Origin of the sequence: Nonomuraea sp. CA-141351, assembly GCF_050944675.1 — a bacterium.
In the GTDB taxonomy this organism is placed as follows: Bacteria; Actinomycetota; Actinomycetes; order Streptosporangiales; family Streptosporangiaceae; genus Nonomuraea.
On sequence record NZ_CP191982.1, the window covers coordinates 3,341,604 to 3,358,729 of the forward strand.

A 17,126-nucleotide genomic window follows, 5' to 3' on the forward strand; every position below is an offset into this window, starting at 1 on the left:
ACCATGAAACGCACGGCGATGCTCGCCGTCTTAGCGCTCCTGCTCGGCCTGCTCACCGCCGTCCCGGCCCGGGCCGACCTGCAGCATCCGCGCCAGGCGTTCCTACGCAACTCGATCGCCGGCCTCTTCCTGCACTGGGGCGAGCGGACCTCGCCTCAGCACACCAGTTGCAGCGCGTGGGAGGCCGACGTCACCAACGGCGGCTGGAGCGCCTCCTACTGGGTGAACGAGGCCAAGAAGCTGCACGCCCAGTACATCGTGCTCGCCACGTTCCACAGCAGGCTCGGGTACGCGCGGCCGTACCCGTCGGAGATCCCCGGCTCCTGCCGCACCACGCGGGACTTCCTCGGCGAGCTGATCGACGCCGCGGACGCGCAGGGGCTGAAGGTCATCAACTACATGACCGACGACCCGCAGTGGCACAACGAGGGCCTCAGCTCCGGCGACTGGCTCAACTCCTCGGCCTTCTCCAGCTACGTCGGCCACAGCGTGGACCTGACCACCCGCGACGGGTTCGGCGAGTTCAGCTACCTGCAGTTCTTCGAGCAGATGCGGCGCTACCCGAAGCTGGCCGGGTTCTGGATCGACAACGACAACGCCTACTGGGAGCGCAACGACCTCTACGCCAAGATCTACCAGCAGCGCCCCGACATGACGATCTCGAACAACAACGAAGACACGCCGATCATGGACATGATCAGCAACGAGCAGAAGACCGGCATGACGCCGTCGTACGACTACCCGCAGGCGATCTACACGGCGCTGCCCCGGCTCATCGAGGCCGACTTCAAGCTCCCCACCGGCGGGCCCTGGTGGTACGGCGGCTCCGACCAGGCCGTGGACCGCAAGCTCACGTTCGGCCGGCTCATCACCAACGCCGGATCGTCGGTCAAGGCGCTCATGGCCGAGACCGCCATGGTCAACGGACGCTTCCCCGCCCAGCAGGCCGACTTCAACAACTTCGCGAACACGTACCTCTCGGCCATCTGGGAGTCGCTCGGCGGCACCGAGGGCGGCGGCTACATGTTCGGCGGGCTCAAGCCGGGCTTCTGGAACAACGGCGCGCACGGTGTCACCACGATCGCCAAGAACGACCCCGACCGGCACTACATCCACGTGATCACGCCGCCGTCGGGCAGCACGTTGTCGCTGCGGGACAACGGCTACCGGATCACCTCGGTGACGAACCTGCGCACCGGCGCGCCCGTGGCGTTCACGCAGTCGGGCGGCACGCTGACGCTGAGCGGGGTCACGAGCTGGGACCCGTACGACACCGTCTTCAAGGTCGTCTCGAACGGCCGCCAGGGCGTCTACACCGGCGTCACGCTCTCGGCGAGCTCGTCCACCAGCGGCCACGGCGCGCCGGCGGCGGGTGACGGCGACTATCTGACCTACTGGGACAGCAACGCCGCCGAGCCGGCGCGGCTCACCTTCGACCTGGGTTCGGCCAAACGCATCCAGTACCTGGCGTTCAACCAGCGGGAGGACTCCACCGTCTACCCGTCGTCCGGGTCCGCGCGGGTCTCCGGCTACCAGGTGCACGTCAGCGACGACGGCTCGAACTGGGGGAGCGCGGTCAAGACCGGGACCGTGCCGAACGCGCGCGGCGTGCAGTTCATCGACCTGAACGCGGTCACCGCCCGCTACGTCCGGCTCTCCAAGACCGGGCACCACGGCGTCGCCCGCTGGCGGGTGGACGAGGCGTGGGTCGGCGGCCAGTACGCGGGCGGCGGCGGCTCTTCCGGCACCCGATACGAGGCCGAGGACGCGACGATCTCGCAGGGCGTCGTCGAGTCCAACCACGCGGGCTTCTCCGGCGCGGGCTTCGTCAACGGCGACAACGTGACGGGCTCGTACGTGGAGTTCTCCGTGAACGCGCCCGCGGCAGGAACCGCCACGATCGCGTTGCGCCACGCCAACGGAACGTCGACCAACCGGCCGGCCGCCATCACCGTGAACGGCGGCGCCGCCCAGACCCGCGACTATCCCGGCACCGGCGCCTGGACCACCTGGGCGACGGACACGTTCACCGTTCCACTCAACGCCGGGGCGAACACGCTGCGGGTGACCGCGACGACGGACGGCGGCAACCCGAACCTCGACTACATCGACGTCACCACGGGAGGTGCCTCATGAAAGGCGCACTCGGGAGATCCCTGCCAGGAGTCAGGAGGTTGAGGGCCGTGCTCGCGGCCGTGGCGCTCGTCGCCACCGGCCTGGCCGCCCCCGCCGCCCCGGCCGCCGCCTCCGACAACGGGCTGTCGATCAGGCCCGCGATGGGCTGGAGCAGCTGGAGCTTCGTCCGCCGCTGGCCCGACGAGAACAAGATCAAGGCGCAGGCGGACGCGCTGGTCAGCAGCGGTCTGGCAGCCAAGGGCTTCGTCTACGTCAACCTCGACGACTTCTACCAGAAGTGCGACTCCAACGGCTTCGTCGTGGACAGTTACGGCCGCTGGGCGGTCGACACCGCGAAGTTCCCGTCCGGGATCAAGGCGCTGGCCGACTACGTGCACGCCAAAGGGCTGAAGTTCGGCTTCTACGTCACCCCGGGCATCGCGAAGAACGCCGTCACCGCCAACAAACCGATCGAGGGCACGTCGTACCACGCGCAGGACATCGCGGACACGACGCAGACGCACAAGAACTACAACTGCAAGAACATGTACCGGCTCAAGTACTCCCACCCGGGCGCGCAGGCGTTCATCAACTCGTGGGCCGATCAGATGGCCTCGTGGGGCGTGGACTACCTCAAGATCGACGGCGTGGACGCGACCACGATCGCTGACGTGGAGGCGTGGGACAAGGCGCTGCGCCAGACCGGCCGGCCGATTAACTTCGCGCTCTCCAACAACCTGCCGATCGCCCAGGCCGACACCTGGAAGCGGCTGGCCAACAGCTGGCGCACCCAGGGCGACGTCGAGTGCTACTGCGGCTCCGGGCCGAACGGCAGCGGCTACCCGCTGACCGACTGGTCGCACGTGGTGAGCCGGTTCAACTCGGCCGCCTCATGGCAGCCTTACGCCGGTCCCGGCGGGTGGAACGACTACGACTCGCTGCAGATCGGCAACGGCGACCAGGTCGGGCTCACCGCCGACCAGCGCCGCTCCCACATGACGCACTGGGCGATGGTCGCGAGCCCGCTGCTGCTCGGCACCGACCTGACCGCGCTCACCTCGGTCGACCTGGCGATGCTGAAGAACGACCGCCTCATCGCGGTCAACCAGGACGGCGTCGCCGCGCAACGCATCGTCAACAGCGGCGTCAACCAGGTGTGGCGCAAGCGGGAACCGGGCGGCGACTACATCGTCGCGCTCTACAACACCGGCACGTCCGGCAACTCCACGGTGAGCGTCACCTGGTCGCAGGTGGGCTTCACCGGGCCGGCCGCGGTCACGAACCTGTGGTCGGGCGCGTCGGAGGGCACTGTCAGCTCCTCCTACAGCGCCACGTTACGCCCCGGCGAGACCCGCCTCATCCGGGTAAGGCCCGCGGGACAACGGTATGAGGCCGAGAACGCGACGATCTCGCAGGGCGCCGCCGAGTCGAACCACGCCGGGTTCTCCGGCACGGGCTTCGTCAACGGCGACAACGTGGCGGGCTCGTACGTGGAGTTCACGGTGAACGCCGCCGCGGCCGGAACCGCCACACTCACCCTGCGTTACGCCAACGGAACGTCGACCAACCGCCCCATGACCATCGACGTCAACGGCACCACCATGACGCGGGACTTCCCCGGCACCGGCAACTGGGACACCTGGGCGGACTCCGCGTTCACCGTGTCGCTGAACGCGGGCGCCAACACCGTCCGCGCCACCGCCACCACCGCCAACGGCGGCCCCAACCTCGACTACCTCGACGTGTCCTGACCAGCTCGTCGTCTTCCACGAAAGGAGCGCCCATGCACCCCCCACGCTTACAGACCCCCACACGTTTACGTCCCCTCGCGCGCTTACGCCCCCTCATCGTCCTGGCCGTCGCCTGCCTGGCCGTCACCGCGCTGGTCGCGCTCCCCGCCCGGGCCGCGACCGTCCGCTACGAGGCCGAGAACGCGACGATCTCGCAAGGCGTCGTCGAGTCGAACCACGCCGGTTTCTCCGGCACGGGCTTCGTCAACAGCGACAACGTCACGGGCCCGTACACGGAGTGGACGGTCAACGCGCCCGCGGCGGGCACCGCCACGCTGACCATCCGCTACGCCAACGGCACGACCACCGCCCGCACCGCGGACATCTCGGTCAACGGCACGGTCGTCTCGGCCGGCCGCACGTTCGGCCCCACGGGCGCATGGACCACGTGGGCCACCTCCACCCTCACCGCGACGCTCGCCGCGGGCGACAACAAGATCCGCCTCACGTCCACGAACTCGGGCGGCAACCCGAACCTCGACTACCTCGAGGCCACCGTGGCCGACGCGCCCGCCACCGAGTACCAGGCTGAGGCCGCCACGCTGTCACAGGCCGCGGTGGCGACCAACCACACCGGCTACACCGGCTCCGGCTTCGTCGACTACGTCAACACGGCCGGCGGCTACATCGAGTGGACCGTCAACGTGGCCGAGTCCGGATCGCACACCCTCACGATCAGATACGCCAACGGCACGACGGTCAACCGCGCCATGACCATCGAGGTGAACGGGGCGGCCCAGACCCGGGACTTCCCGGGCACCGGCACCTGGGACACCTGGGCGGACGCGCAGATCACCGCCACGCTGAACGCCGGGGTCAACACCGTCCGCGCGACCGCCACCACCGCCGACGGCGGCCCCAACGTGGACCGGCTCTCGGTCAGCGGCCCCGGCGGGCCCGACGGGCAGGCGCCGACCGTGCCCGCGAGCGTCCGCGTCACCGGCGTCTCGGCCTCCAGCATCTCGCTGGCCTGGACGGACTCCACCGACAACGTGGCCGTCACCGGCTACCGCGTCTACGAGGGGACGACCGTGGTCACCACCACGCCGACCGCCGGTGCCACGATCGGCGGGCTCGCCGCGGGATCGACGCACACGTACACGGTCACCGCGTTCGACGCGGCCGGCAACGAGTCCGGTCACAGCGCCTCGGCCACCGGCACGACCGGAGGCGGTAGCACCGGCCCGACGGCCGACCAGCTCCTGGCGAAGGTGACGGCGTGCAGCCAGATCTCCAACGGCAAGTACAAGACGGACTCCGACGTCAGCACGGCGACGGTCGCGGTGTGCCAGAAGACCGGCGCGGTGTTCTGGAAGGGCGACATGGACATCGACTGTGACGGGATCCGCACGTCACAGTGCAACGAGAACACCGACTGCTGCTTCCAGCCCGACACGTTCTGCCACACCAGCGGCGACTCGCCGCTCAACGCGGCGCAGCTCGCCTACATGGTGGTGCCCAGCCCCAGCTCCACCTGGGACTACCGGACCAAGGGCATCGGCTGCGGCACCGTGGTGGCGATCGTCTACAACGGGCAGGTGGAGTACGCCGTGATGGGCGACACGGGGCCGACCGGCATCATCGGCGAGGCGTCCTACCGGACGGCCGCCGACCTCGGCATCAACCCCGACCCCAGCAACGGCGGCACCGACACCGGCGTCACCTACATCGTCTTCACCGGCTCCGACACCAAAGTCCAAACCATCGAAAACCACACCCAGGCGGTCAATTTGGGCCGTACGTTGGCTCAGCGTTTCCTCGACCAGAACTGAAACCGTCCATCCGTTACGGCTGCGCACAGTGGGCCGCACGGGCCGACGTCAGTGGCCGTCTGTCATGGCCGGTCGTGAAGGCTCACGGGTTGCTCGCCGTTACGACGCGCATTCCGGGCCGGCTCCGTGGTCGGGTTGACCACGGAGCCGGGCAGCGTCAGGCACGGCCGGGTGCGCCAGACGCGGTGAGCAGCGTGATCATGTAGTTCTGCAGGTCGTCGGCCCACGTCAGAAGGTCGGCGACCCTGCCCTCGCGCACCTCCGCCTCCACGAACGCCGTGACCCCATACACGATCAGCCTCGGCGTCGTGGCGGGCAGGGGCGGCAGTGCGGGGTCCGCCTTCCTGGCCCTCGCGGCCATGGCGGTGACCATGTCGAGGAACGGGCGGTAGGCGCGGTCGCGCTGGGCCACCGCCCGCTCGCCCGCGCGCGGCAGCTCGACGAAGTACGCCTGTGCGTAGGCGGGGCGCTCCTGCCACCAGCCCAGATACGCACGCAGCCCGCGCAGGTTCGCGGCCCGCCAGTCGTCTGGGGAGGCGGCGGCTGTGTAAATCTCCTCGATCAGGCTCGGCAGGTCGCGTTCGCACAGGGCGAGGAAGCAGGCCTCCTTGTCGGCGAACTGCTCGTAGAAGGCGTTGCGCGAGACCCGGGCCGCCGCGATCACGTCGGGCACGGTCGTGGCCGCGTAGCCGCGCTGCGCCACCAGCTGCAGCATCGCTTCGATCAGCCGCTCACGCTGCGAGCTGCGCACAGTCTCCGGCGAGAGCCCGTGGCGACCCCGGGGGAGCGGCTCAGCGATCGGAACCTTGTTCTGTTGATCTCTTGACATCGCTCACCGATCGTACTTCCCTCATGTCAGGAGACGTTCATGTCTCCAAATAGGTTCTCCCCGCGAGGTGACCATGGAACACATCACTCGGCGGCGCGCGCTCCAAACGGGCATCGCGGGCCTCCTGGCGGCGGGCGCCCTGGCCCGTACGACTTCGGCGGAGGCGGCCAGCGCCATCGAGTCGCACTTCGCGGCCACCGGCCCGTACGCGGTCGCGACGGGCACCTCGGGCGGCCACCGGCTCTACCACCCGGCCGACCTGGGCGCGGGCGGGTTCGCGCACCCGATCGTCACCTGGGGCAACGGCACCAACGCCACCCCCGACAACTATCCGGGCGTGCTCAACCAGCTCGCCTCCTGGGGCTTCGCCGTCGTCGCCTCCACCGACACCACCACGGGCACCGGAGCCGAGATCCTGGCCGCCGCCCAGCACCTCGCCGGGCTCAACTCCGACTCCGGCAGCGTCTTCGCCGGCAAGCTCGACGTGACCAGAGTCGCGGCCGTGGGCCACTCCCAGGGCGCGGGCGGCTCCGTCAACGCCACCAACCACTCCGGCGGGCTGATCACGACGGTCGTGCCGATCGCGCTGCCCGCCCAGATCTGGGTCAGCCCGGGGGACGAGTTCTCCGTCGCGGCGCTGACCTGCCCCGTGCTGTTCCTCAGCGGCGCGAACGACTGGGTCATCTCCTCGGCCGCCACCGTCCAGGGCTACTACGACCAGGTGCCGGGCGCGGCGGGCAAGGCCCTGCTCAAGGGCGCGGGCCACAACGACATCCAGAACGGTGGCGGCGGCTTCCTCGGCTACCTGACCGCCTGGCTCATGTACCAATTGCGCGGCGACACGCTCGCGCGCGGCGCCTTCGCGGGCCCGGCGCCCGAGCTGCCCACCAACACCGCCTGGCAGGGCCAGGCCGTCAAGAACCTCAGCTAGGGGCCCCGCACATGCTCGACCCGCACGCGCCGCGCACCACCCTGGCCAGGACCGCAGCCCCCAGCGGGCATGTGCTGGACGGTGACGCGGTCTCTACTCGGCCGCGCCCTGGTCGGGACACTCCGCGCCTCCAGCCCGCTCGGAACCTCTGCGGGCGTGTGCTTTCCAGCGGCAGGCGTCAGGCCACGCCTGGCGGCCGGACCCGGCGAAGGCTCGGTGGTCGGCAGCGTGTCCGTCCGCCGCGTGTGCGAGGAGCCCGGAGCGGCGGCTTTGACGCCCCTACCGGGAGGAGCCGGTGGTGAGGCGGGCGTCTTGGGCCAGAGAGGTCGGTGGTGGGGTGCGCGTCTTGATGCAGACGGCCGGTGGTGGGGCGGGACTGGGGAGGGTTTGGCGATGATTCCGGACGCAGGCGAGATGATGGCGTGGATCCGGGCCGTCACCGAGCGGGGGATCAGGCGCCCGGGGTATCCGGCCGACGACTGGACCGCCGCGTGGGCCGCTGCGCGTTTCGAGGAGTTCGGGCTGGAGGGCGTGCGGCTGGCGCCCGTCGAGTTGCCGTGCTGGAAGCCGGTCAGCGCCACCCTCGCGGTGGAGGGCGGGCCTGAGTTCGAGGCGTTCGCGTTGCCGTACACGAGGGCGAAGGCCCGGGTGCGGGCGCCGCTGAGCAGGGAGGTCGCGCCAGGGGCGATCGTGGTGCCCGAGATGGCGTTCACCGAGCTGCCGCAGGCTTACCTCAGGGACCTGGCGACAGCCTGGCACGACCCGGAAGGCGCGTTCGACGAGCTCACGCAGGTGCTGCCGTTCCAGCTCGACTACCTGGACGTGCTGCACGGCGCGATGCGGGGTGGCGCGGCGGGATTCGCGGGCGGGCTGACCGGTGTGCCGTGGGAGACCCGCGACTACTACGCCCCCTACGACGCCGAGACCAGGGACATCCCGGCCGTGTGGCTGTCCGGGCGCGACGCGCGGCGGGTGCTCGCGCTGATCGACGAGGGGCCGCGCACCGGTGTGCTCACCGTCGAGGCGGAGACCGGGCCTGCCGTCTCGCACAACGTCATCGGCGTCCTGCCGGGCGCGTCCGACCAGTGGGTGATCATCGGCTCGCACCACGACGCGCCCTGGGCCTCGGCCGTCGAGGACGCCACCGGGATCGCGCTCGTGCTGGCCGCCGCCCGCCACTGGGCCTCCGTGCCCGCCCGCGAGCGCCCGCACAACCTGCTCTTCCTGCTCACCGCCGGGCACATGGCGCTGGCCGCCGGGACGAGGGCGTTCATCGAGGAGAACCGGGCCATGCTTCCTGACGTCGTGCTCCAGCTCCACCTGGAGCACGCCGCCCTCCGGTGCGAGGGCGTGGACGGCGAGCTGGTGCCGACCGGCGATCCGGAGCCGCGGTGGTGGTTCACCTCCAGGCGGCCCCGGCTGGAGAGGCTCGTCCATGAGGCGCTGGTCGCCGAGGACCTGCGGCGGTCGTTCGTGCTGCCGCCCGACGTGTTCTCACCGATGCCGCCGACCGACGGCGCCTTCTTCCACCCGGAGGGGGTGCCGCTGGTGCACTTCCTGTCCGCGCCCATGTACTTGTTCGACTCGGCCGACACCCTCGACAAGGTGGACGTGGCGGGGCTGGAGCCGCTGGCCCGCGCCGCCGTCAGGATCGTCGAAGGCACCGCGGGCTGGACCGCGCGCGACCCCTCATGAGCGGCCGAGGATGTCGGCGGCGCGCTCGCGCATCTCCACCTTGCGGATCTTGCCCGTGACGGTCATGGGGAACGCGTCCACCACGTGGACGTACCGGGGGATCTTGTAGTGGGCGAGCCGGTCCGTGCAGAACTCCCTGACCCGCTCGGCCGTCAGCGGCTCGGCGCCCGGACGCATGACGATCCAGGCCATGAGCTCCTCCCCGTACTTCTCGTCGGGCACGCCGATCACCTGGACGTCGCTGATGTCCGGGTGGCCGTAGAGGAACTCCTCGATCTCGCGCGGGTAGATGTTCTCGCCGCCGCGGATGACCATGTCCTTGATGCGGCCCACGATGTTGACGTAGCCGTCGGCGTCCATGGTGGCCAGGTCGCCGGTGTGCATCCAGCGGGCGGTGTCGATGGCCTCGGCCGTGGCGTCCGGCTGGCCCCAGTAGCCGAGCATGACCGAGTAGCCGCGGGTGCACAGCTCGCCCGGTTCGCCCCGGCGGACGGTCAGGCGGGTCTCCGGGTCGACGACCTTGACCTCGATGTGCGGCATGGCCCGGCCGACGGTCTCGGTGCGGCGGGCCAGGCCGTCGTCCCTGCGGGTCATCGTGGACACCGGCGAGGTCTCGGTCATGCCGTAGCAGATGGCGACCTCGGCCATGTTCATCTCGCTGACGACCCGTTTCATGACCTCGACCGGGCACGGGGAGCCCGCCATGATGCCCGTTCTGAGGGTCGAAAGGTCGAAATTTCCGGACCCGGACAGTGCGGCCAGCTCGGCGATGAACATCGTCGGCACCCCGTACAGGGACGTACACCGCTCCTCCTGCACGGCGCGCAGCGTCGCCTCCGGGTCGAACCCCGGCGACGGCAGCACGATGCACGAGCCGTGGGAGGTCGCGCCGAGGTTGCCCATGACCATGCCGAAGCAGTGATAGAGCGGCACCGGCAGGCACACCCGGTCGGCCTCCGTGTAGCCGACCAGTTCGCCGACGAAGTAGCCGTTGTTGAGGATGTTGTGGTGGGACAGCGTGGCGCCCTTGGGGAAGCCGGTGGTGCCCGACGTGTACTGGATGTTGATCGGGTCGTCGAACGTCAGCCGCGCCGCCCGCTCCCGTAACGCGGCCGGGTCGCCGCGCCTGCCGTTCTCGACCAGTTCGTCCCACCCGGGCTCGCCGATGAACACGGCGTCCTTGAACCCGATCTCGTCGATCATCGCCCGGTAGTCGCTGGTCTTGTGCGCGACCGCGCTGATCAGCAGCCGCATGCCGGACTGCTTCACGACGTAGGCCAGCTCGTGGGCCCGGTACGCGGGGTTGACGTTGACCAGGATGGCCCCGATCTTGGCGGTGGCATACTGGACGAGCACCCACTCCGCGCAGTTGGGCGCCCAGATGCCCACCCGGTCGCCCTTGGCGATGCCGCGGGCCAGCAGGCCGAGCGCCACCTCGTTCACGGCGGCGTCCAGCTCCGCGTAGGTCCAGCGGCGCCCGGCCGCCATGTCCACCAGCGCCTCACGCTCGCCGAACCGCGCAACGGTGCGCTCGAAGTTCTCCCCGATCGTCTCTCCCAGCAGGGGGACCTCGGACACGCCCGAGGCGTACGAGAGCAGTGCATCAGCCATGCCCGGAGGATTCCCCCATATCCGGCGCCCCGCCACCCCCGTTCGGGGGTGGCCCGCGGCGGCGGGCCTGGTCCATGCTGATGCCATGGCCGCACCGTACGCGCCCGCCGACCGTGAACGCGAGACGTTCCAGGCCGCTGTGGGCAGGCTGCGGCGGGCCACCGGGCTGCCCGTCGCGTTCGGCGGCGTGGTGGGGGGCCGCTCTCACGGCGTCACGCTGACGGAGTTCAGCGGCACCCTGACCGGCGCGCTACGCGGCCTCGTCGTCAGCGCGGGAAACGGGCTCGGCGGCAGGGTGATCACCACCGCCCGGCCCGGCGCCGTCGACGACTACACCGCAGACCCGCGCATCAGCCACGAGTACGACAAACCGGTCAACCTCGAGGGGTTGCGGGCCATCGCGGCCGTGCCGGTCACGGTGGACGGCATGGTGTCGGGGGTCCTGTATGGCGGGATCCGCGAGCCGCTGTCGATCAGCGACCGCGTGCTGGACGCCATGACCCAGGTCTCCATGCGGGTGAGCTTCGAGATGACCGTACGGCGCGAGGTGGAGCGCCGGCTGGCCGAGGTGGAGACGGCGGCGATCACCCGCGCCGCCCGCGAGTCGCCGACCACCGGCGAGTGGGAGGTGGTCCGCCAGGCGCACGCCGAGCTCAGGGCCATCGCGCGGGACGTCTCCGACGCCGTGATCCGGGCCCGGCTCCAGGACGTCTGCGACCGGCTGGCCGGCTCGAACGGCCGAGCCCCGCACCAGGCCAGCCCGTTGTCGCCGCGCGAGCTCGACGTCCTCGCCCTGGTCGCCGTGGGTTGCGGCAACGCCGAGATCGGGGTCCGGCTCGGGATCCGGCCGGAGACGGTCAAGGGCTACCTGCGCAACGCCATGCGCAAGCTGGGCACCCACACCCGGATGGAGACCGTCGTCACCGCCCGCCGCCGCGGCTTCCTGCCCTAGCCTCGTTCCCGCACGGCACGGCGACCGGCCTGCGTCGCCGTAAGGGTGGGCCATAGGGCGGCGGTCACTGCGGCTTGTGGGCCAGCAGGCAGCCGTGCGGCCGCTTCGCCCGCTCGCCGGGCTCCTCCAGCAGCCGTGCCGTCACGACGAGCCCCGCCTCGGCGAGCAGGTCCACGACGCGTTCCACCGGCAGCAGGTACGACTCGTAGGACACCGGATGCCCGTAGCCGCGCTCCGGACGCAGGTGCTCGTCGCCGATGTATATGCCCAGCAGCAGGTGCCCGCCCGGCGCCAGCGTCCGGTGGAACTCGGCGAACACCACCGGCAGGTGCTCCGGCGGGATGTGGTACGTCGAAAAGAAGGCCAGGATGCCGCCCAGGACGCCGTCCTCGAGGTCCAGCGCGGTCATCGTGCCGACGCTGAACCGCAGCCCGGGATACGCCTCCCGGGCCACCTCGACCATCCCCGGTGACAGATCGATCCCGAACACCGGCACCCCGAGCGCGTCCAGGTGCGCGGTCACGTGCCCTGGCCCGCACCCGACGTCGGCGACCGGCCCGCGTCCGGAGGCCAGCACGAGCTCGGCGAACGCGCCCAGCATCGCGCGGGGCAGAGGCAACGTCTCCAGCACACCCTCGTAGCGCTTGGCGAAGTCGGCGGCGACGGTGTCGTAGGACGTCCGGATGGCGGCGAGGAAGGGGGGCTCGGTCACGCGGATCACCGTAGCCGGTGACTCAGTTCCCCTGTTGGTGGGTGCTCCAGTACTCGTCGGCGGCGGCCTGGATGTCGGTGAGCACCTTCTGGTAGGTGTCCGGCTTGACGACGAAGGCGCCGAACCCGTCCAGCGCGGCGGTGAGCACGGCCGGCGGCGTCGCCTCGAAGTAGCGGTTCACCAGCCGGTACTCACCGCTCCCAGCGGCCTTGCTGACCTCGGCGATGGCCTGGTCGGCGATGGCCACCTTGGGGTTGGCCGAGACGTCGCCCCTGGCCGTGGCCCACTTCTCCTGCGCGGCCGGCCCGACCCACCACTTGAGGTACTTCATGCTGGCGCCGGGGTCGGGCGCCTTGGCCAGCGAGCAGAGCGGGCCGCTCTCGAAGATCATCGAGGTCTTGGGCAGGGCCGGGTTGACGTTCGGGATGACGAAGAAGCCGTAGTCGGTGCCCGCCTTGAGATCACGCTGCGTCATGCTCGTGTTGAACCACGTGCCGAACGACACCATCGCCGCCTTGCCGGTCTTGAGCATGTCGGCGGGGTCGGTCTTGTCGCCCGGGTTGTTGAAGTAGCCGGCGTCGATCATCGACTTCCACCGCTTCATCACCTCGGCCACGCCGGGATCGGTGTATTTCGCCTGGCCGGTCGAGAGGCGGTCGTAGAGGTCGGGGTCGGTGCCGGCGAGCAGCTGCTCGAACCAGACGAAGGAGAACAGCACCGACGTGTGGTAGAACGCGGTCACGCCGTTCTTCTTCAGCGTGTCGGCGATCTTGATGAGCTCGTCCCACGTGGTCGGGGGCTTGAGCCGGTACTTGTCGAAGGTCGACTTGTTGTAGAACATGCCCCAGTACGCCGCGTTCAGCGGCACGCAGTACTGCTTGCCGTCCACCGTGTAGTACTTGGCCAGGTCCGCCGAGAGGTCGCCGTTCTTGATCGCCTCCTGCCAGATCGGGGTCGTCTCCGCCACCTGCTTCTGGCCGACGATCTCCGCCATCCGTCCGCCCGTCGTCCAGGTGAACAGGTCGGGTTTCACGTTCGTGCGGAAGGATGCCTTGATGAACGCCTGGTACGTCGGCTCGTCGGTGTAGCCCACCGGCTTCATCGACAGGCCGATCTGCTGCTTGGACAGGCTGCCCATCTCGTCGAAGTACTTGCTCCATGCGCCCTTGTCGTTGTAGAGCTTCAGCTCCGTCTTGCCGGCGGCCTGCTTGGGCGCGGAGCCGCCGGAGGAGCAGGCGGTGAGAGCGAGGCAAATGGCGGCGGCGATACCAAGTGACCGGATCATGCCCGGCCTCCTCTTCGATCTTGGGGGGATAAGTCATCTAATCACTTGATATCTTGGGTGTCCATAGGGACGACGGCCCGACGCGTAACCTCCCGGTAATCTCGCGGGGCCATGCCGTACCTGTCCTGGAAGAGCCGGCCGAAGTACGACTGGCTGGAGAAGCCGCAGCGCTGGGCGATCCGGCCGATGCCCTCCGTCGTCGTGGCCAGCAGCAGGGCGGCGTGCTCCAGCCTGCGACCGACCACGAACCCGATCGGCGTGCAGCCGTAGTGCCTGCGCATCGAGCGGGCCAGGTGCCCCGAGCTGACCGCGGCCATCGCCTGGAGCCTGGGCAGGCCCTCGCGCAGGTGCTCCTCGCGGCGCATCGCGGCGCAGGCCGACACCAGCCAGCCGGGCCGCGGGTCCACGGCCGTGCCGTCGGCGCGTTCCAGCAGAGGGACGACCGCCGTCCACAGCCCGACCAGGTCGAGGACGCGGGGCGCGCCGGAATAGGCGCCGAGCACCCGGCCGAACTCCGCCGCCACCGGCCCGCCGAGATCGGCGCGCGCCGACGGCGGGAACTCCCGGCGATCCCAGTCCGCCGGGCCCGCCAGCCCGGCCAGGTCGGCGAAGGCACGCCAGCGCTCGCTCGGGAAGGCGATGTTGACGAAGCTCATGCCGTCGTTCGAGGCGAACTCGTGGCGGTCATGCGGGCGTACCAGCACGACGTCGCCCGCGCGCAGCGGCAGCTCCGCCTCGCCGACCCTCTGCGCGCCCGCCCCCGCGGTCACGAAGACGAGCTCGTGGAAGTCGGCGTGACTGTGCGGCTCCGGCCGGTCCCTGCGGCTGCCGGTCACCGGCACCAGGGCCGCGTGGTACGGCAGGCCGGCCGCGAACTCGACCCAGCGCAGGACGGTCGGCATGTCAGGAAATTAATACTTATGGGGCGGCGAGTGCTAGTAACGCCTGCCCTGAAGACCGAAGAATCCGATTGACGCCCACCCCTCACAAGGAGCACATGGTGATCACGGAAGTCGACCGGACCCTCCAGGACTACGACCGCGACGGCTACACGATCTTCCGCGACGTCCTCGACCGCGACCTGATCGCCGAGGCGAGCGACCATGTCGCCTGGCTCCAGGCCAGGCACCCCGACCTGCACGGCGAGGACCTGGGCACCGAGCTGGTCGCCGGTGACCCCTTCTGGGTGCGGCTGGTCAGCGACGACCGGCTGCTGGACCTCGCCGAGACCTTCGTCGGCCCGGACATCGCGCTGTTCGCCTCGCACTACATCAGCAAGCCGCCCTTCTCCGGCAAGCCGGTCCTGTGGCATCAGGACGGCGCGTACTGGCCGCTGGAGCCGATGCGCGTCGTCACGCTCTGGCTGGCCGTGGACGAGGCCACGCCGGAGAACGGCTGCATGCGCGTGATCCCCGGCTCGCACAAGCAGGACCTGCACGAGCTGCGGCAGCGCGACGACATCGACAACGTGCTCGGCTCGGAGAGCGCGGTGACCGTGGACGAGTCGCAGGCCGTGGACCTCGTCCTGGCGCCCGGCGACGTGGAGGTCCACCACCCCAACATCCTGCACGCCTCCAACGCCAACACCTCGCCGCGCCGCCGCTGCGGCCTGACCATCCGCTACATCCCGACCTCGACCCGGATCACGAGCGAGGAGCAGCCGTTCGTCTCCGCCCTGCTGCTGCGCGGGAACCCGGGCGTGAACGTCTACCAGCCGTTCCCGGCGTACGTGGAGGGCGAGCACATGCCCTTCGCCGGAGCCGGGAAGTAAGGGAGCACGTGCCGCCGCCCCGCGCCTCGCACCAGTCGAGAGGCGCTACTCGGCCGGCACGGGCGCGCGGTAGGCGATGTGCCCGTCGAGCATGGTGAGCCACGCGTCCACGCCCGACAGCGCGCCGGCGGGCAGACTCTGGACGTCCGCGTCCAGCACCACCACGTCGCCCAGTTTGCCGGGCGTGAGCGACCCGATCCGGTCCTCCATGCGCAGGGCGTAGGCCGCGTCGATCGTGTGCGCGCGCAGCGCCTCCTCCAAGGTGATCGCCTGCTCGGCCCCGATCGGCCCGCCCTCCCTGGTACGGCGGACCACCGCGTTGGAGACGGTCTCCATGGGCCGCAGCGAGGAGACGAACGAGTCGCTGGACAGCACCGGGCGCAGCCCCGCGTCCAGCTCCTCGCGCATCGGCTGCAGCCGGTGCGCCCGCCGCTCGCCGAGCCGGCGCACGAAGTCGGTGCCGCTGTCGTACAGGAAGTTGGGCTGGTTGACCGGGATCACGCCGAGCGAGGCGAACTCCCTGACCTGGGCGGGGGTGGGGTAACCGCAGTGCTCGATCCTGGGCCGGGCGTCGTCGCCCGACACCGCCACCGCGGCCTTGATCGCGTCGAGGGAGTAGCCCATCGCCCGGTCACCCTGGGTGTGGATGCCGATCTGCCAGCCCGCGGTCGCGGCCCGCCGTACGAGGTCCACGAGCTGCTCCGGCTGGTGGTAGAGCGAGCCCGTGAAGCCCTCGCCGTACGGCTCGTCGAACATCGCGGTGCCGCCCAGCAGCGTGCCGTCGCAGTAGAACTTCATCGCCCCGAACCGCAGCCGGTCGTCGCCGAACGGGCCCGCCAGGCCGATCGAGGACAGCTCGTCCAGCATGTGCGACAGCGGCATGACCGCGGTGCGCACCGGCAGCGTGCCCGCCTCCCAGGCGGACCGGTAGACCAGCAGCTCGCGGCGCGACACCTGCGGGTCGCACACGGTGGTCACCCCGGCCCGCAGGTACGTCTCCCCGGCCAGCTCCAGCCACGACCTCAGCTGCTCAAGAGGCAGGTCGACGTGGAAGTTGGGGCCGTGGCAGCCGATGTCCACGGCCACCGGCAGGATCAGCTCCATGGCCGAGTCCAGCACCATGCCGGTCAGCCGCCCGCCCTCGTCCCGCACGAACGCGCCGCCCGCCGGGTCGGCCACGTCGTCGCCGATGCCGCGCCAGGACAGCGCGGCCGAGTTGACCACCGCCTGGTGTCCGGACACGTGGTAGACGATCACCGGGTGCTCGGTGGTGGCCTCGTCGAGCTGCCGCCGGGTCGGCCGCCCGCCGGGGTACTTGGCGTCGTCCATTCCGTACGCCCTGATCCACTGGCCCGCGGGGGTCCTCGCGGCCTCGGCGGCGATGGCGGCGATCAGGTCGGAGGCGCTGCCGACGGCCGGGTAGCGGGCGTCAACCGCCACCAGCGTCTCGGCGGTGGACAGCAGGTGGTTGTGCGGGTCGATGAAGCCGGGCAGCACACTCCGCCCGCCCGCGTCGACGACCTCGGCTCCCGGGCCCGCCGCGGCCAGCACGTCCTGCTCGCGCCCGACGGCCAGGACGCGGCCGTCGCGCACGGCCACGGCCTGCGCGTACGGGTTCGAGGGGTCCATGGTGACGACCCTCCCGCCGGTGATGACGGTGGTG

At 70.4% G+C, this 17,126-nt stretch carries 13 protein-coding genes; 7 read left to right on the forward strand and 6 right to left on the reverse strand.

Annotated elements, in window-relative coordinates; all coding sequences use genetic code 11:
* Positions 1-3: 3 nt before the first annotated feature.
* From ACQPWU_RS15995 to ACQPWU_RS16005, 3 genes are read left to right on the forward strand one after another with little or no spacing between them, the layout of a single operon-like run.
* Positions 4-2,136 (forward strand): discoidin domain-containing protein, encoded by a 2,133-nt coding sequence (locus ACQPWU_RS15995; protein ID WP_433440682.1) that lies wholly within the window; start codon positions 4-6, stop codon positions 2,134-2,136.
* 47 nt (positions 2,137-2,183) lie between these two features.
* A complete protein-coding gene (locus ACQPWU_RS16000) occupies positions 2,184-3,866 on the forward strand; it encodes a CBM35 domain-containing protein (RefSeq protein ID WP_433445219.1) in 1,683 nt (560 codons plus the stop codon).
* A gap of 32 nt (positions 3,867-3,898) precedes the next feature.
* A complete protein-coding gene (locus ACQPWU_RS16005) occupies positions 3,899-5,677 on the forward strand; it encodes a glycoside hydrolase family 75 protein (protein WP_433440684.1) in 1,779 nt (592 codons plus the stop codon).
* A gap of 157 nt (positions 5,678-5,834) precedes the next feature.
* Here the strand turns inward: ACQPWU_RS16005 and ACQPWU_RS16010 are convergent, their stop codons facing one another.
* On the reverse strand, positions 5,835-6,506 hold the full coding sequence (locus ACQPWU_RS16010) for a TetR/AcrR family transcriptional regulator (RefSeq protein ID WP_433440686.1): 672 nt from the start codon (positions 6,504-6,506) through the stop codon (positions 5,835-5,837).
* Between the two features lie 73 nt (positions 6,507-6,579).
* On the opposite strand from ACQPWU_RS16010, the gene ACQPWU_RS16015 reads away from it, so the two are divergent.
* Together ACQPWU_RS16015 and ACQPWU_RS16020 are read left to right on the forward strand one after the other, a co-directional pair.
* The gene (locus ACQPWU_RS16015) at positions 6,580-7,437 is read left to right on the forward strand and encodes an alpha/beta hydrolase (protein ID WP_433440688.1); all 858 of its coding nucleotides are present in this window, start codon (positions 6,580-6,582) and stop codon (positions 7,435-7,437) included.
* 393 nt (positions 7,438-7,830) lie between these two features.
* Positions 7,831-9,132, forward strand: coding sequence for a M28 family metallopeptidase (locus ACQPWU_RS16020; protein WP_433440689.1), 1,302 nt, complete (start codon positions 7,831-7,833; stop codon positions 9,130-9,132).
* Here ACQPWU_RS16020 and ACQPWU_RS16025 read toward each other — a convergent pair.
* Entirely contained in the window at positions 9,127-10,743 is a 1,617-nt protein-coding gene (locus tag ACQPWU_RS16025) for an AMP-binding protein (protein ID WP_433440691.1), read from the reverse strand. The two genes, ACQPWU_RS16020 and ACQPWU_RS16025, sit on opposite strands and share 6 nt — an antisense overlap.
* Positions 10,744-10,828: 85 nt before the next feature.
* On the opposite strand from ACQPWU_RS16025, the gene ACQPWU_RS16030 reads away from it, so the two are divergent.
* Positions 10,829-11,695, forward strand: a complete 867-nt coding sequence (locus ACQPWU_RS16030) for a LuxR C-terminal-related transcriptional regulator (protein WP_433440692.1) — start codon at positions 10,829-10,831, stop codon at positions 11,693-11,695.
* Positions 11,696-11,759: 64 nt separating this feature from the next.
* Here the strand turns inward: ACQPWU_RS16030 and ACQPWU_RS16035 are convergent, their stop codons facing one another.
* The 3 genes from ACQPWU_RS16035 to ACQPWU_RS16045 are packed head-to-tail and all read right to left on the reverse strand — an operon-like array spanning position 11,760 to position 14,594.
* Positions 11,760-12,407, reverse strand: a complete 648-nt coding sequence (locus ACQPWU_RS16035; protein WP_433440694.1) for a class I SAM-dependent DNA methyltransferase — start codon at positions 12,405-12,407, stop codon at positions 11,760-11,762.
* A gap of 22 nt (positions 12,408-12,429) precedes the next feature.
* Positions 12,430-13,692: an ABC transporter substrate-binding protein gene (locus ACQPWU_RS16040; RefSeq protein ID WP_433440696.1), complete on the reverse strand. Its 1,263-nt coding sequence runs from the start codon at positions 13,690-13,692 to the stop codon at positions 12,430-12,432.
* Between the two features lie 41 nt (positions 13,693-13,733).
* Positions 13,734-14,594, reverse strand: a complete 861-nt coding sequence (locus ACQPWU_RS16045; protein WP_433440698.1) for an AraC family transcriptional regulator — start codon at positions 14,592-14,594, stop codon at positions 13,734-13,736.
* Between the two features lie 95 nt (positions 14,595-14,689).
* Here ACQPWU_RS16045 and ACQPWU_RS16050 point away from each other — a divergent pair, with 95 nt between their 5' ends.
* Positions 14,690-15,463, forward strand: a complete 774-nt coding sequence (locus tag ACQPWU_RS16050) for a phytanoyl-CoA dioxygenase family protein (protein ID WP_433440700.1) — start codon at positions 14,690-14,692, stop codon at positions 15,461-15,463.
* 45 nt (positions 15,464-15,508) lie between these two features.
* On the opposite strand, the gene ACQPWU_RS16055 is transcribed toward ACQPWU_RS16050, so the two are convergent.
* Positions 15,509-17,092, reverse strand: a complete 1,584-nt coding sequence (locus tag ACQPWU_RS16055; protein ID WP_433445220.1) for an amidohydrolase — start codon at positions 17,090-17,092, stop codon at positions 15,509-15,511.
* Positions 17,093-17,126: the final 34 nt, after the last annotated feature.

What these genes read in the sequence shown, in the direction of transcription:
- ACQPWU_RS15995 (WP_433440682.1), top strand. Translation starts at nt 4, where the DNA reads ATGAAACGCACGGCGATGCTCGCCGTCTTAGCGCTCCTGCTCGGCCTG.
- ACQPWU_RS16005 (WP_433440684.1), top strand. Translation starts at nt 3,899, where the DNA reads ATGCACCCCCCACGCTTACAGACCCCCACACGTTTACGTCCCCTCGCG.
- ACQPWU_RS16015 (WP_433440688.1), top strand. Translation starts at nt 6,580, where the DNA reads ATGGAACACATCACTCGGCGGCGCGCGCTCCAAACGGGCATCGCGGGC.
- ACQPWU_RS16050 (WP_433440700.1), top strand. Translation starts at nt 14,690, where the DNA reads ATGGTGATCACGGAAGTCGACCGGACCCTCCAGGACTACGACCGCGAC.
- ACQPWU_RS16010 (WP_433440686.1), bottom strand. Translation starts at nt 6,506, where the DNA reads ATGTCAAGAGATCAACAGAACAAGGTTCCGATCGCTGAGCCGCTCCCC.
- ACQPWU_RS16040 (WP_433440696.1), bottom strand. Translation starts at nt 13,692, where the DNA reads ATGATCCGGTCACTTGGTATCGCCGCCGCCATTTGCCTCGCTCTCACC.
- ACQPWU_RS16030 (WP_433440692.1), top strand. Translation starts at nt 10,829, where the DNA reads ATGGCCGCACCGTACGCGCCCGCCGACCGTGAACGCGAGACGTTCCAG.
- ACQPWU_RS16055 (WP_433445220.1), bottom strand. Translation starts at nt 17,092, where the DNA reads ATGGACCCCTCGAACCCGTACGCGCAGGCCGTGGCCGTGCGCGACGGC.
- ACQPWU_RS16020 (WP_433440689.1), top strand. Translation starts at nt 7,831, where the DNA reads ATGATTCCGGACGCAGGCGAGATGATGGCGTGGATCCGGGCCGTCACC.
- ACQPWU_RS16025 (WP_433440691.1), bottom strand. Translation starts at nt 10,743, where the DNA reads ATGGCTGATGCACTGCTCTCGTACGCCTCGGGCGTGTCCGAGGTCCCC.
- ACQPWU_RS16045 (WP_433440698.1), bottom strand. Translation starts at nt 14,594, where the DNA reads ATGCCGACCGTCCTGCGCTGGGTCGAGTTCGCGGCCGGCCTGCCGTAC.